General features: G+C 46.6%; 15 protein-coding genes. 11 read left to right on the forward strand and 4 right to left on the reverse strand.

Features of this window, described 5'->3' with window-relative positions; translation table 11 throughout:
* Positions 1 to 80 precede the first annotated feature (80 nt).
* Both QMA13_RS05900 and QMA13_RS05905 read left to right on the forward strand, forming a co-directional pair.
* Positions 81 to 524, forward strand: coding sequence for a MarR family winged helix-turn-helix transcriptional regulator (locus QMA13_RS05900; RefSeq protein ID WP_282940171.1), 444 nt, complete (start codon positions 81 to 83; stop codon positions 522 to 524).
* 93 nt (positions 525 to 617) lie between these two features.
* Positions 618 to 1,676 (forward strand): hypothetical protein, encoded by a 1,059-nt coding sequence (locus tag QMA13_RS05905; protein WP_282940173.1) that lies wholly within the window; start codon positions 618 to 620, stop codon positions 1,674 to 1,676.
* 140 nt (positions 1,677 to 1,816) lie between these two features.
* On the opposite strand, the gene QMA13_RS05910 is transcribed toward QMA13_RS05905, so the two are convergent.
* Positions 1,817 to 2,806: a helix-turn-helix transcriptional regulator gene (locus QMA13_RS05910; RefSeq protein ID WP_282940175.1), complete on the reverse strand. Its 990-nt coding sequence runs from the start codon at positions 2,804 to 2,806 to the stop codon at positions 1,817 to 1,819.
* A gap of 124 nt (positions 2,807 to 2,930) precedes the next feature.
* Here QMA13_RS05910 and QMA13_RS05915 point away from each other — a divergent pair, with 124 nt between their 5' ends.
* The 4 genes from QMA13_RS05915 to QMA13_RS05925 all read left to right on the forward strand — a co-directional run bounded on the left by QMA13_RS05915 (position 2,931) and on the right by QMA13_RS05925 (position 6,167).
* Positions 2,931 to 3,827 carry an SDR family oxidoreductase gene (locus QMA13_RS05915; protein ID WP_282940177.1) on the forward strand — a complete coding sequence of 299 codons (897 nt, stop codon included), beginning with the start codon at positions 2,931 to 2,933 and terminating at the stop codon, positions 3,825 to 3,827.
* Positions 3,828 to 4,141: 314 nt separating this feature from the next.
* Positions 4,142 to 4,327: a DUF1572 family protein gene (locus QMA13_RS36525; protein WP_481858134.1), complete on the forward strand. Its 186-nt coding sequence runs from the start codon at positions 4,142 to 4,144 to the stop codon at positions 4,325 to 4,327.
* A gap of 76 nt (positions 4,328 to 4,403) precedes the next feature.
* Positions 4,404 to 5,207, forward strand: coding sequence for a hypothetical protein (locus QMA13_RS05920; RefSeq protein ID WP_282940178.1), 804 nt, complete (start codon positions 4,404 to 4,406; stop codon positions 5,205 to 5,207).
* Between the two features lie 30 nt (positions 5,208 to 5,237).
* Positions 5,238 to 6,167 (forward strand): phosphotransferase family protein, encoded by a 930-nt coding sequence (locus tag QMA13_RS05925; protein WP_282940180.1) that lies wholly within the window; start codon positions 5,238 to 5,240, stop codon positions 6,165 to 6,167.
* Positions 6,168 to 6,305: 138 nt separating this feature from the next.
* Here QMA13_RS05925 and QMA13_RS05930 read toward each other — a convergent pair whose 3' ends face one another.
* Positions 6,306 to 7,352 (reverse strand): LLM class flavin-dependent oxidoreductase, encoded by a 1,047-nt coding sequence (locus QMA13_RS05930; protein ID WP_282943273.1) that lies wholly within the window; start codon positions 7,350 to 7,352, stop codon positions 6,306 to 6,308.
* Between the two features lie 280 nt (positions 7,353 to 7,632).
* Here QMA13_RS05930 and QMA13_RS05935 point away from each other — a divergent pair, with 280 nt between their 5' ends.
* Positions 7,633 to 8,649 carry a phosphotransferase enzyme family protein gene (locus QMA13_RS05935; protein ID WP_282940182.1) on the forward strand — a complete coding sequence of 339 codons (1,017 nt, stop codon included), beginning with the start codon at positions 7,633 to 7,635 and terminating at the stop codon, positions 8,647 to 8,649.
* 145 nt (positions 8,650 to 8,794) lie between these two features.
* Here QMA13_RS05935 and QMA13_RS05940 read toward each other — a convergent pair whose 3' ends face one another.
* The gene (locus tag QMA13_RS05940; RefSeq protein WP_481858135.1) at positions 8,795 to 9,646 is read right to left on the reverse strand and encodes a helix-turn-helix transcriptional regulator; all 852 of its coding nucleotides are present in this window, start codon (positions 9,644 to 9,646) and stop codon (positions 8,795 to 8,797) included.
* Between the two features lie 139 nt (positions 9,647 to 9,785).
* Here QMA13_RS05940 and QMA13_RS05945 point away from each other — a divergent pair, with 139 nt between their 5' ends.
* From QMA13_RS05945 to QMA13_RS05955, 3 genes are all read left to right on the forward strand, one after another.
* Positions 9,786 to 11,171, forward strand: coding sequence for an MFS transporter (locus QMA13_RS05945; protein ID WP_282940186.1), 1,386 nt, complete (start codon positions 9,786 to 9,788; stop codon positions 11,169 to 11,171).
* A 146-nt stretch (positions 11,172 to 11,317) separates the two neighbouring features.
* The gene (locus tag QMA13_RS05950) at positions 11,318 to 12,070 is read left to right on the forward strand and encodes an alpha/beta hydrolase (protein ID WP_282940188.1); all 753 of its coding nucleotides are present in this window, start codon (positions 11,318 to 11,320) and stop codon (positions 12,068 to 12,070) included.
* Between the two features lie 51 nt (positions 12,071 to 12,121).
* Positions 12,122 to 12,265: a hypothetical protein gene (locus QMA13_RS05955; RefSeq protein ID WP_282940190.1), complete on the forward strand. Its 144-nt coding sequence runs from the start codon at positions 12,122 to 12,124 to the stop codon at positions 12,263 to 12,265.
* 317 nt (positions 12,266 to 12,582) lie between these two features.
* Here QMA13_RS05955 and QMA13_RS05965 read toward each other — a convergent pair whose 3' ends face one another.
* Positions 12,583 to 13,308, reverse strand: coding sequence for a sulfite exporter TauE/SafE family protein (locus tag QMA13_RS05965; protein ID WP_282940192.1), 726 nt, complete (start codon positions 13,306 to 13,308; stop codon positions 12,583 to 12,585).
* Positions 13,309 to 13,500: 192 nt separating this feature from the next.
* On the opposite strand from QMA13_RS05965, the gene QMA13_RS05970 reads away from it, so the two are divergent.
* Positions 13,501 to 13,986, forward strand: coding sequence for a VOC family protein (locus tag QMA13_RS05970; RefSeq protein ID WP_282940194.1), 486 nt, complete (start codon positions 13,501 to 13,503; stop codon positions 13,984 to 13,986).
* Positions 13,987 to 13,996 lie beyond the last annotated feature (10 nt).

Genomic DNA, 13,996 nt, shown 5'->3' on the forward strand with positions numbered 1-13,996 from the left:
ATGCTGAGTAACCCTTGTGCTTCTCTTTACCCCTATGGTACATTATGGTTAGAATACTAACTATAGGGAGTTAAATGAAAATGTCGAGCAACCCACCTGCAATGTCACGAATCGGCGTCATTTTCCTAACTTGGCAGCGATATTTGCAAAAGCAGCTTGTGCCTCATCAGATCACATTAAAGCAGCAGTTCGTACTTCGAAAACTAGTGGCGAAACCATCTCTAAACCCATCGCAAATCGCCGAAATGCTTTATTGTGACCGTCCAACGGCAACAGTCATTATTAACAATATGGAACGGCAAGGATGGGTCCAAAAGAGCAAAGACCCGCTTAATAGGAAGCTAGTCCATATTGCGATTACATCGGAAGGGAGAGATAAGCTGACGTCATTAAAGCAAGCTTTTGATTCCATTCAGGAATTTGATCCTTTATCTTGTTTTTCAGAGGAAGAGAACGAGCAGTTGAGTAAGCTTTTAAACAAGCTATCCGATCATTTGCAGCAGATTAAACATAAATCGGAATAAAAACTTGTATAATAATTAGAACTCTAATTATAAGCGATCGAAAGTTAGTCCTATTGTAATCAAAATATTGATCTACCTAAGGAGAGATTATCCATGGCTGCATCCATTCATACAGGGCCTTTACCGGCCCAGCGTGCAAGCATCGTAGAGAATCTGCTTCAAGATCTTATATCACTTCATCCCGGTATAGACGGATTTATTCTGACCGGCTCCATATGGAACCCAGACACTCAATTACCTCATTCGGACATAGATATTAATTGGCATGGCTCCCCTAATGATAGCATCAAGGACCCACGATTGAATCAACATAGTATCTTTCAAGAGTCGGGAGTTACATTAGAGCTGGCTCATTATTTTTGGGGCAATTTATCTCAGCCGGAAACCATGCGCTTGTCGGTTATTGTTTCATTGCACAGAGCACATATTTTGTGGGAGAAGGAACGAAAATTCTCCGAACCACAGCAACAAACGTACGGACTGCTTCAAAATGCTCAATGGGTGGAGGAAGCGATTGAGAGAGCCGTTACAGATTTGCAGGACCGGGCGAATCGCTGGCTAGATCCTGTATATTGCAGGGAAAACAAAGATAATCATCAAGGATTTGATTTTGTAAGAACAGTGGTCGGCCCGACGGTTGCGCTGCTGGATTCTATTGATTTGCGCCCACCTAGTGCTGCACGCAAAGGAATGATGGATATTACGCAAACCAGTTCGTTGTACGGCCTGCCGGATATTAGTGAATCCATATTGCGTTGTTTAGGAGCGGATCAGTTAACGCCGATAGAGATAGAAAAGTGGAATAAGCTGCTGGAGGAGTTATATTCCGAAGCTGCGACTCTTTGCCCAGAGGTCCAATTGGTTAAAAGAGAGTACCATGTTCAAGGCATTCGGACCATGATTTCCATGGGCTATCCGAGGGAATGTATCTGGCCTCTTTGGCGCGGCTTTGCTGAATGCAAGCAACTGTTGAACGGTTTATCTCCCAAGGGAGAAGAAGCGTTCGCTCTTTTTGCCGAGAGGTTACAATTGAATACCGTTGAGAGTATAAGCAAGAGAGCGGAGCAATATGCAGCTGTTGTAGAGAGAATCAATAGTCAGCAAAAGAAGCTTTCAGGGCATCTTCTATCTGCAGCCGCCTTATCCAACTAAGAGATCTTACTGGGACGTTCAAATCCTGGGCAGTGTTACTCCAAGGGCACGGGATGGCATCTTCGATTCTCATAAATTATACCTCCTAATGATTTACAATTACATACGATCCGTCTATGTTTCAAATTCGAAAAATGAAATTAACCGTACATCGTGATGATCGACTGCGCCCTGGCAACAACCGCTTCACGCAGCTCGGCAGGTTCAAGAATATGCAATTGTGCCCCGAACCCAAGCACGATATCGGCTGCCGACTCCAGTGTATTGAATGCAAGATCAGCCTCCTGCCAGTTGCCATCTGACGAAGTCTCGCCCCAAGTGATGATGCGGATGTAGCGAGTCTGTTCGAGTCGCGTACGCGCGTCTTCATGCACCCGTGCTCGCGCTGGGAACTGTGGCAGATCAGCGCGAAAACGGCTCACCGAGTGCTCCCAGTAAGTGGCGAGCTCGAAGCCTTCCGGGCGTTCTGCAGGAGCGGGGAGCAATTCAGCCGAACGAATGCGTGAGACGCGGTAAGTGCGCGGCTCCGGCTCTTCTCCGTTCCCATTGCTGGTTAGGGTTGTATCCGCAGGTACGGCGACGAGGTACCAGAGCGAGCCCTTCACAACGAGACCGAGCGGATGCACGGTGCGATAGCTGGAGCCTCTCCCTGAAGTATAGTCCATGTGCAGCTGTCTGCCCTCCCAGACGGCCTCTTGGACAAGAGGCAGCAGCGGTACATCCTCACCAGATGGATGCCAGCCGGCACCGTCCACATGAAGCCGCTCACGCGTGTACTCCACATCGCGCCGCAGAGTCGGTGTCAATGATGCCAGCAGCTTAAGCAGCGCAGCATCAAATGTGCTGTTCCAACCGAGATCGGACACATGGCGGTGGGGTTTTGCCGCGAGTAGGGAGACGATCTCACTCTTATTAAGGTTGGCCCAATCCGTGCGGAACCCTTCCGTTAGTTTCCAGCCTCCATGTGCGCCACGTTCTGCATAAACAGGCACGCCTGCGGCGCTAAGCGCCTCCATATCCCGGAAGATGGTTCTCACGGATACCTCCAATTTCACTGCTAGCTCATTCGAGGTCAGACACCCCTGTGTATGCAGCAGCAGCATGATTTTCAAAAGTCGATCCGCTCTCAAGATATCACGTCACTTCCTTGCTTTAATGAATTACTTCTATCTTATCATACATATATGACAAAGGATGACATGATTAATTTGCTAAGATATGGATGAGACTAAAGGGAAAAGGAGCTGTATCCCTATGCACACGAATGAAAACAAACCGTTGGAAGGCCGGATTGCGGTTGTCGCAGGCGCGACCCGCGGTGCAGGAAGAGCTATAGCGATGAAGCTGGGAGAAGCAGGGGCAACTGTATATGTGACTGGAAGGAGTACGAGAGGCAATCCATCTCCGATGAGGAGACCTGAAACCATCGAGGAAACCGCGGAGCTTGTTACCGCACGAGGCGGTTTAGGTATTTACCAGCGTGTGGATCACACCGAGGAGTCGCAGGTGAAGGCGCTGTTCGAACGCATAGCCGATGAGCAGAATGGCCGACTGGACCTTCTTGTCAATGATGTATGGGGAGGTGAGAGCCTCGTCCAATGGGGTACAGGATTTTGGGAAAGCTCACTGGCTGATGGTCTCTTCCTGCAAAGACAAGCGGTACACTCGCACTTGATTACTTCCTATTACGGTGCACCGCTGATGGTAAAACGAAAACAGGGACTCATCATCGAGGTGACCGATGGCGTTGGCTATCATTACCGGGGGAATCTGTATTACAGCCTTGCAAAAATTGGAGTCTCCCACCTCGCACAAGCGATGGCGGCCGAATTAAAGCCGCACGGCATTGCAGCCGTATCGGTTACCCCGGGCTTCCTGAGATCGGAAGAAATGCTGGAGCATTTCGGTGTAACGGAAGAAAACTGGCAGGAAGCAGGCAAAAAGGATGTTCATTTCCTACAGTCAGAAACCCCGTATTTCGTCGGGCAGGCAATTGCTTCCTTAGCGGCTGATCCTAATGTGCTTGATAAAACGGGTCAGCTACTCAGCTCATGGGGCTTATCGGACGAATACGGGTTCGTCGATGCAGATGGCCGTCGTCCGCATTGGGGGCGATACGCAGAGGAGCAGGGATTCAACCAGAATCAATAGACCCCTTAGAATAAGCAAGCTGTATTGCAATATTTAAAGAACGGAATGAAAGGGATCGTAGACTGCCTCGCAGTAAGTCGGTCCTCTTTCTTTTTTATACAATAACTTTTCCTTTAGGCCGCATCTTAGTAAAAGATAAACTTTTGTCAAATTAGCAATCATCTAAGCGAAGTATGGTGACGCATATTGCAGTTTACAAGCAAACGTATGTTTGGTATGATTTTCTTGAATTGTAATTGAAAGGCGTGTGCGAGGCTTGGATATTTCGAGATCACTCATCGATAGCTTCTTGTGGAAATTCAGAGGGGAAGTGGATGCCTATACTCATCAAGCAATTATCTGAAGAAGACATCGTGTGGAGGCCTACGAACGAGAGCAATAGCATAGCCAATCTTATTGCACATATATGGGGAACGGTACATCAGCGAGTGGAGATTATATTTTTTGACGTTCCAGATTCAAGGGATAGAGAAAGGGACAGCTGCAATGGCAATAATTAAAATGGCTAACTCCACTGAAGCTTAGATTATACCTTAGTACAAATTAGCAAGAACTCGGACCATAGGGGGGTAAAAGATGCTGTGGAGAAAAAGTGCAGTCGCTTATTTTACTGCTTGGACGATGGTGCTTGGGGTTTCCTTTCCCTATATGACCCTGGGTGGGGAAGCTTGGCAAGCAGCTGGAAACTACGCGTCCTGGGCTACTATCATTGCGTTATACGCGGTACCTTCAATTTTTCTGTACGGCATTCTCGTTTCCTCCCTCCTGGAGTTAGCTGCTAGAAAGTTAAATGCCGCTGGTCCTGGCGAGTGGTTGGCATCTGGTTTGATGCATGTCATCTTCGGGCTTTTATTCGGATTCGTGCTTCAATCATCTCTATTTAGTATAATGGGCGGCGCAGCGGCGATCCTTTTCTTTGTTATCGACAGGTTATGGTTAATGTTTCTGCCATACCTGAAACGCAAATCACGTATGCTTCTGTTAAGCGCACCTATTCTCCTATTGGGGATTATCGTGGGGACAGTGTACATGTTATCGCCACCCAAGCCGCCATTTACCAGTTTAGATGCCGTAGCGTTTGCAACCTCAGGCAGCGGTTCCACGATAGATTTCTTCCCCAAACAAGTAGGAGTAGTAAAGCTGCAGATCGAAGGATATGATGTGGAAAGAGAAACGACAGTAGAGGGAACCGATGTGCAAGAACAGTATCTGGTTCATTTCATTGAACGTTGGCGTAAAGGGGAAGAGAGTGGAGAATACCGAATGGTCTATGAGGTCACTCGTGGTTCCATGGGTGCAAAAGGTGGAAAAGGCAATCAGCCTCCATATCAGCGATCTAGCTACGGATACATAAGGGGAATCATCGATAACTATTGTTAGATAAGACTTATTGGTAAAGGGGGGAAGGTTATGTTTTCGATCGATACAACAATTTCAGATCACGTCCTTAAGTGGGTTATTGAGGCCGTACACCCCGAAGCGACCATTGTTTCGATACAACAGCTTCAAGGGGGAATTTCCTCACTTGTTCACGGGATTTCTTTGTCCATACACGGAGAAGTGCGTTCTGTTGTGCTGCGACAGTTTAACAATGCAGAATGGGTGCAGGAACAACCGGATTTGGCTTTACGTGAAGCAGAAAGCTTGCTCCGGGCAGCACAAGTTCTTGGAGTGCAGACACCGAAGCTGATTGCCTTCGACCAAACTGGAAGCCAGTGCGGCACACCGGCATTGCTTATGACTCGACTAGAGGGTTCCGTTGTATTAGAGCCGAAGAACAAGAGCCACTGGATAAAAGGGATGGCTGAAGCGCTAGTCCGTATTCATCAGGTAGATGCGAGCCATTTTCCGTGGACATTCGCCCCTTATTGCGACGCTGCGAAGCTCAATACATCATCTTGGTCAAAGATCCCGGACAAGTGGCAGGTTGCGGCCGATATGGTCAAGAGCTCCCTTCCCTCAGCTGCAGCGCGGTTCATTCATCGGGACTATCATCCAACCAACATATTATGGAACGGGGAAGAAGTGAGCGGCATTGTAGACTGGGTCAACGGCTGTGTCGGTCCTGCAGGCATCGATGTTGGACATTGTCGCGTCAACTTAGCACAACTCTATGATGTATCAACTGCCGATGACTTTTTATCTTGTTATCAAGATCATGCGGGTGCCTCTTTTTCCTATGATCCCTATTGGGATCTTGTCACCTTAATCGATTTTGCCTACTGGCCTCCTGAGGTGTACGGAGGATGGACGGCCTTAGGTATGACAGGACTAACCGAACAAATCATCATTGAACGTTTGGACTCCTATTTGGTTAGTTTATTGAATCGTGTTTCTTAAGCTCTTCCTAATCCAGCGATAATATGAGATATCAGCATATAAAAAAGAAGTGTGCGGACCTAATGGTTCACACACTTTCTTTCGTGTTATAGCTACAAACGGATTGATGCGCGTCTTAATACAGTATCGTATTTATCCTTATGATTCGTTTCGGGCAAGCTCCTTACGTACGATGGGGGCGACACGGGTACCGAGCAGCTCGATAGCGTGCATGACTTCACGATGCGGCATCGTGCCGACGTTGACGTGCAGGAAGAAGCGGGTGACCCCTAAGTTTTTGCGCAGCAGAATAATCTTTTCTGCAACATATTCAGGATCTCCGACATAGAGTGCGCCTCTTAGGCTGCGCGCGGCATCATAAGTTGCTCGAGTGTAATGCTGCCCCCAGCCCCGTTCGCGCCCGATGACGTTCATTTGGGCTTGCGTTGTAGGGAAGAACAGATCGGCGGCTTGCTCAGTTGTGTCTCCGACAAATCCGTGCGAATGAGTGGCGATCTCCAGTTTATCAGGATCATGTCCCGCTCTAGCGGCGGCCTCCTTATAGAGGGCGACTAACGGAGCAAAGCTCTCTGGCATTCCCCCGATAATGGCGAAGGCAATCGGAAGACCGAGCATGCCAGCACGAACAGCCGATTGTGCATTTCCGCCGCTTGCGATCCACACAGGAAGAGGATCTTGAACGGAACGGGGATATACACCCAGATTATTTATGGCTGGCCGATGACCACCTTGCCAGGTTACTTTCTCTGATTCTCTAATTTTAAGCAGCAGCTCCAGTTTTTCTTCGAATAATTCGTCGTAATCGTCCAGGCTGTAGCCGAAGAGAGGGAAAGATTCAATGAACGAGCCCCGACCAGCCATAATTTCAGCTCGACCGTTAGAGATACCGTCAAGGGTAGAGAAAGCTTGATATACGCGGACCGGATCATCCGAGGACAACACGGTAACGGCACTTGTAAGCCTGATCCGCTTGGTCATCGCTGCCGCTGCAGCTAATACAACAGCAGGTGAGGTACCTGCATAATCTGCTCGATGATGCTCTCCAATCCCGTACACATCTAGACCGACCTGGTCGGCAAGTACAATCTCCTCAACGGCATCACGTAGCCGCTCGGCATGGCTAATGGTTTTACCGGTTACAGGGTCCGGTGTTGCTTCCAGAAATGTACTGATTCCTATTTCCATTTTGTTTGTCAGATTGGGCATTTTTGATTCGCCTCCTTATATCCTATACTTTACTCATTTTTTTATCGTTTCTCAACTAAAGTAAGTAAGTTAAGCTTTTCCAGAGCAGATTGCTAGATAATTTATGCAACGGCAACTAACAGATGATGGCTCTAACCTATAAGTAATAGGGTCATGAAATGATTTAGTATAATCGTTTTTTATCGAGATTTAACAGGAAGAAGTTGGTAAAATAATTATCTAGTGGTAAAGATTTATCCAAGCTCTAAGGGGGATCAAGATGAAGAGGTTTTTTCAATTGGATACCGATGAAAGCAGGCGCTCTTTGATGTCACGAGCAAGACAAGTTGCGTTGTTAGCATTGCAAAAGTATGACGTGAATTGGGAACATATTCATTATAACCAGTTATCAGATACAATTACTTTCAAAATTGAAGCGGAAGACGATGAGTGTTTCTTGATGCGAATACATTCCGATATGATGACGCAAGAGGAAATTTTATCTGAAGTTATGGTTCTCAACGCACTGAGTCCTTGCGTCGATTTCTCTATACCGGAGGGAATTGCAAGCCGTGATGGGTCCTATGTACTGGAGATTCATACGGAACAAGGTTACCACAACCCTAGCGTTACATTGATGCGATGGGTGAACGGGGAGCTAGCCAGCGGGAAGCTCACGGACAGTCGGGTGTTCAATATAGGAATCATGACAGCGAAACTTCATGAGGCGAGCATGAGATTCGTCCCGCCTACTGGTTTTACTCGTCCTACTTGGGGAGAGGATAGCTTTAGATGTGATATGACCAAGCTGGGGCAATATTATAATGTTTTCTTATCAGATGAAGCTTGGAAATCATACCAGGCGGCTGCCGATAAAATCATTTCTGAATTGGGCGTTATGCATCAAACAAACGAAAATTACGGATTCATCCATTCCGATCTACATATTGGCAATCTGGTGTTCAACGGCGATGAAGTCAGCCCAATTGATTTTGGTCGTTGCGGTTACGGATATTTTCTATATGATGTAGCAGGTGCGATATTAGGTCTGTACCCACAGCAGCGAGTCCTTTTCATTCAAGGCTACGAGAGTGCAAGAAAGCTGCAGGAGCATTATGTTAGTCACTTGGAATGTTTTTTTGTTATGTTCATGATCGAGAACTATTGCACACATTGTTCCGATCCGAGAGAAACGGCTGGTTTAATCGCAGAACAACCCTATGCCCAAGCCATCATAAGAGCGTATCTTAACGGCGAACCTTTTCTATTTAATCCGATCCCATTAATAGATATATAATATTCATGATCTTGGTAAACCAAGCCGCGGGTTCGATTGTGATTGGTTTAAAGTAATACAATTCTAACAAGCAGGCTGCTGCGATAACCCTATTCGGCAGCCTGTTAGGTTATAGTTCGTTTTATTCAGATAAGATGACTTGACACTATGATTGGGATAAAAGCTTCTTAATCTTTGAGATGGTTTCCTCATCGTCTAAAGGCAAATTAATCGTTACTGTAAGGTGAGGAGCCGTTGTTAAAAGGAACGAGATCTGATCGAATACAAGACGTCCTGCTGTCGGATGATCATTGATTTTCTTCCCTTCAGGGCCGCTCAGGACGTCGTGCTGTGGCCACCAAGCTCTGAATTCTGCGCTAGCCTGATTCAATTCCTCGATAAACTCCCCCCACCAAGGATCGCCTACGAAGTTTCCGTATTTGGCGCGAAAGTTAGCCAATCGATGCCGGGCATGATTTTCCCAATTCTCCTTAAGCAATTGACGAACATAGGGGGAAGTAAACGTCCGCCAAATAGAATTCAATTCTCGCTCCGACATAGCCTCATAATTCCCATATACCAAGCAGGCAGCCTTATTCCATGCAACGATATTAAGGCGTTGGTCCGTAACGTAGGCCGGACTTGTTCCTTGCAGATCAAGGAACGTTTGCAGCGTTGAGCTTATATGGTTATCCAATGGCGTCATATCGGCAGGCAGTTGCTGAATTGCTAGCATAAATAAATGTTTACGCTCATTGGAGTCAAGCTGGAGAGTCCGAGCGATGCTTTCCAGAACTTGAGCGGATACTTGAATATTTCGCGCTTGCTCAAGCCAAGTGTACCAATCTACGCTGACGCCTGAGAGCATTGCCACCTCTCCACGACGTAGTCCTGGCGTGCGCCTTCTGCCTCCACTAGGCAAGCCAGCTTGCTCTGGCGATATGCGGGCACGCCGAGTTCGCAAAAACAGCGCCAGCTCATGAAGCCGCTCATTAGCGTTTGGTTCCGACATGTTCATCTACCCCTATCGTTGATTATTGTAGGAGTAAATCTCCTAGGATAAACCCTCATCTTATTTTAATCTACCATCCATTATACACTGTCCGTGAAGGAAGTGACCTGTACTTCCATTTTGTAATAGAAGGGATGGATTACCTTTGGAAAAATTAATGCAAATTCAAACGGAGAGCACCACCAAGCTGACTAAGGTGCTGCTGCTTCTTGGGATTTCGCTCGGTTATTTTATGGTGCTTCTGGACACAACGGTCGTGAGCATTGCTCTGCCAGCCATTCAAAATGAATGGGGAGGAGGAATAGTCGACCTGCAATGGGTAGTTAATGCGTACACCATTGTTTTCACTGGTTTACTGCTCTCCATGGGTGGGATTGCTGACAAGCTGGGAGCGAAGCGCGTATATATAGGCGGTCTTGTTCTATTTCTTGCGGCTTCAGCAGTGACTGCTGCTGTCCCGTCGCTTCAATGGCTCATCACCATGCGTGCGATACTCGGTATAGGAGGTGCCGCGCTCATGCCTTCGTCTCTCTCGCTTCTTGCTCATACTTTTCCCAAACCGGCTGAGCGTGCACGGGTTCTTGGTATTTGGGCAGCGGTTACCGGATTTGCGATGGCGTCAGGACCGGTCATAGGTGGATTCCTGGTCGACTCGTTCGGTTGGCGCAGCATATTCCTTCTCAATGTGCCTCTTGCCGTAGCAAGTCTAATTATAACTTCGCTGCTTGTTACTGAAATGAAACGGAAGCAAGGGCAAAGGTACGACCTGTTGGGTCAAATCTTGGCCATCGCCGCTATATCTGCCCTGTCCTACGCTATTATGGAGGGGGAAGCGTACGGATGGCAATCCCTAGTTATTACAGTGGCATTTGGTTTGGCACTGCTTAGCGCTATCTTATTTTTAATCGTTGAAGCAAAGGGGAAGGCGCCAATGCTTCCGCTAGCCATTTTCAAAAACGCCACGGTCTCAGCTGGAATGGCTGCTGGTATGGCGATTAATATCGGCTTGTCGGCTATTCTTTTTGTACTGCCCTTATTCTATGAACAAATTAGTGGATTATCCGCTCATTTAGCTGGACTTGCTCTTCTGCCGATGACGATTCCACTTGCTGTCAACCCGATAGTTACCGGACGTATTGTAAGCCGTATTGGTGCCCGAATACCAATGACAGTCGGCTTTGGCCTCACGGCACTGGGGACACTTCTGCAAACGGGAGTGGACGTGAACACGAGCTATATCCTCTCATGGGGTGGTTTGCTGCTGGTAGGCTTCGGAGTGTCTTTTACGATACCTTCGCTTATGGCGGCCGTAATATCTTCCGTGCCAAAGGAACAAACCGGGATCGTATCAGGCGCGCTCAATTCCAGCAGACAGCTTGGTGCTACGCTTGGTGTTGCATTTATCGGCGCGATATTGAACGGCAGCGAATCTTTTATTGTCGGGATGCACGGGGCTCTCATCGTTACAGCTGCAATCTTATTGGGCGGCAGCTTACTTTCGTTCTTATTTATGGGGCGTTCGATGGCATAGGAAACTCGTTGATCCATTGACAACTCAAGCGAGTCCACCGATTGCCTGTTAGGATCACTTCAAAGGAAAGCATCTTCCGATACTTATTGATCTCTTACAGATGGAATAGTATGATTTTTCCAAATCTTGTTTGAGGAGAAATGTCATTGAGATACTTGGACACATGCTTTTCTGAAGTCGATATTGTGAAAGATATTTTATTTTCAGAAGCGATCAACGTACAGGGTGATCTTGATAAGCTTAAGCTGGATATTTATACTCCGACCGACGATAAAGAAATGAAGAGACCTGCAATTATTTGGATACATGGGGGCGGGTTTAGACCGGGTAAGGACAAAAGCCAGAATTATATAGTCGAGTTTGCAAAACGATTTGCGCTAAAAGGATACGTTTGTGTTGCTCCTGATTATAGAGTAAGAGAAAATCCTCGTGATGACTTTAAAGGAACGATGTCGGATGCATTATCCGATGCTTCCTGTGCCCTGGATTGGGTACGAAATAACAGCAAGAAGTATGGTGTTGACACACAAAAGCTTTTTATCGCAGGTGGTTCTGCTGGTGGAATGATAGCTGTTAACCTATGCTATGGTGACGGTACTTACGGACGGCAACCAGACAGAAGCGGCGTTCAGGCCATGCTGAATTTATGGGGTTCCCCTAAAGATTTACACTTAGATGTTCACTCGAATAGCATTCCTGCCTTAACCATACATGGTACCGCAGATGAAATTATCAAATTCGAAAATAGCTGCAGCTTCACCAACAGACTAAATGAAGCTGGGGTGAAGAGTGTGTTTCTTCCTTTAGATGGTGCACCGCATACACCCATTGCCCATATGGAGTATATGGATTCTGAATTTTCTAGATTTTTGATTGATATATTAGTTGGATCCTTTTAGTTAAAAATGTGACGGGGAAATTCGACCTACTGGGGGGATTTTCTGGGATGGATGGTGGAAGAAGAAACTTTAGAACAAGCGGCTGTCCGTGAAAGCGAGAGAGGAATCGGGATGCCTGTTCTGCGTAACGAGTTAAGATTAAGTCCATCGGTTGAAAATTCTGCCCCTTGCTATGCTTACGAAGGCACCGTGTAATTTTATAAGACGAAGTGAATGCTGGGGAGTCCATTGAATATTGAGCAGAGACTATATCAAGCTGCTATCGAATTAATTGAAAGAAAGTCCCATAAATTTAATACTCCGATAACACATTCCCTCTGTGTCATTAGAAATAACGAAACAGCTGAATATTCAATATTGACTCCGTGCGGCATCTGTCAGGAAAGACTGTTTTATTGGGGGGCGAAAGTCAAAGCGGCTGTATCCACTTCGGACGGGAGTCTTTGTTTTAAAACTTTGGAAGAGATACAGCCTTATCACTGGTACCAAGCAATTAAAGATGGGAAGGAAAATCAATGAATTGCCGCCCAAAGCAAAGAGATTCCTGAGCAAAACAGTAAAATGTCCAGCACATACTGGAACGAAACGACACTCATTCTTTGTACGACAGCCTTGGCCACTAAGGTGCCTAGCATAAGTGAGCTGCCGACGATAACTCCATTGAGGATCATGTCTAACGGGAGAGCTCCCAGCTCCTGAAACGTTACGATCTTGCTGAAATAAATAACTAGCGAACTGGCGGCTTCCGTGGCTAGGAACGCTCCCTTTGTTAGTCCGTACGAAGTGAAAGCCGGCACGCTGAGCGGTCCTGTAGATAGAACCATACCGGTCAAAAAGCCTATGACAGCTCCAGATATAGACAACTGCCATAGGGATATATGTACATTTTTTGATTTTAACCAGTGCCTGGCCGGAATAATCAGCAAGAAAAATAAAGCCAGCCCTATATCAATAATATGAACGGGTAATACCCACAATGTGCGTGCTCCTAGTGCTGCAGCAGGGATGCCTGGAAGTGAGTACGCCACAAATGCTTTCCAATGAATTTCACGCCTCCAAGTGACGACTCTAGCAATATTCGCCATGACAGCCGCTACGGCCATAATGGGTACCGCTTGCTTAGGACCGAAGGCAAATACAAGAACGGGCAAGAGCATGATGGACGAGCCTGTACCGATGATGCCGCTAATCGCACCTGCTGCCAACCCTACGATTAAAACAAAAACGTACGTTTCCAAAATAACACTCCCCATACCACCAATGAATAGCTATCAATAGATTTGAACGCACTTATGATTGTAACAAGGGCTCTTATTGAGGACAAGACATAGAACTATCTCACAGGTGATTTTGGACAAGAAGAAGCCTTCATTATTAATCTAAATTTATCCAACTTATGGTAATATGGAAATAATAGGGGAGGGAGCAAGATGAAGCTACAAGTCGAAGGAGTCTCGGAATTAGTGTTGGAGGTTCAATCTATGGAAAGAGCAGTCCATTTCTGGTCTGATCAACTGGGATTCCCCATTGTCGATCAGTGGAGCTATGCTAATGGTCAATTCGATACGAGCGGTGTGGGAACGATCTGGGCTACCTGGCTCTACATCGGCGGCAATACGCGGCTCGGATTATGGCTCCCAAGACATTTTTCGGAAGAGCAGCTGCACATCAAGGATTCCCCAATCAGTCAGTGGAAAAAGGGCTTATATGACGAAGGCGGCCTTCATGTTCATTTTGCTTTATACGTTAAGCCTGAGAGCTTCGAAGACAACATAGCCACACTGAAAGCTTTGAATGTTGATTTATTAATCTTTTCACAAGATGATCCGGAAGCAAGCAATCTGTATTTCAAAGATACGGAAGGCAATATTGTCGAGCTGTATACCAAGAATATGAATAAGTTTTATGGTTCTTGACCTAAAACAA

It is taken from the genome of Paenibacillus sp. RC67, assembly GCF_030020805.1.
Classification (GTDB): domain Bacteria; phylum Bacillota; class Bacilli; order Paenibacillales; family NBRC-103111; genus Paenibacillus_S.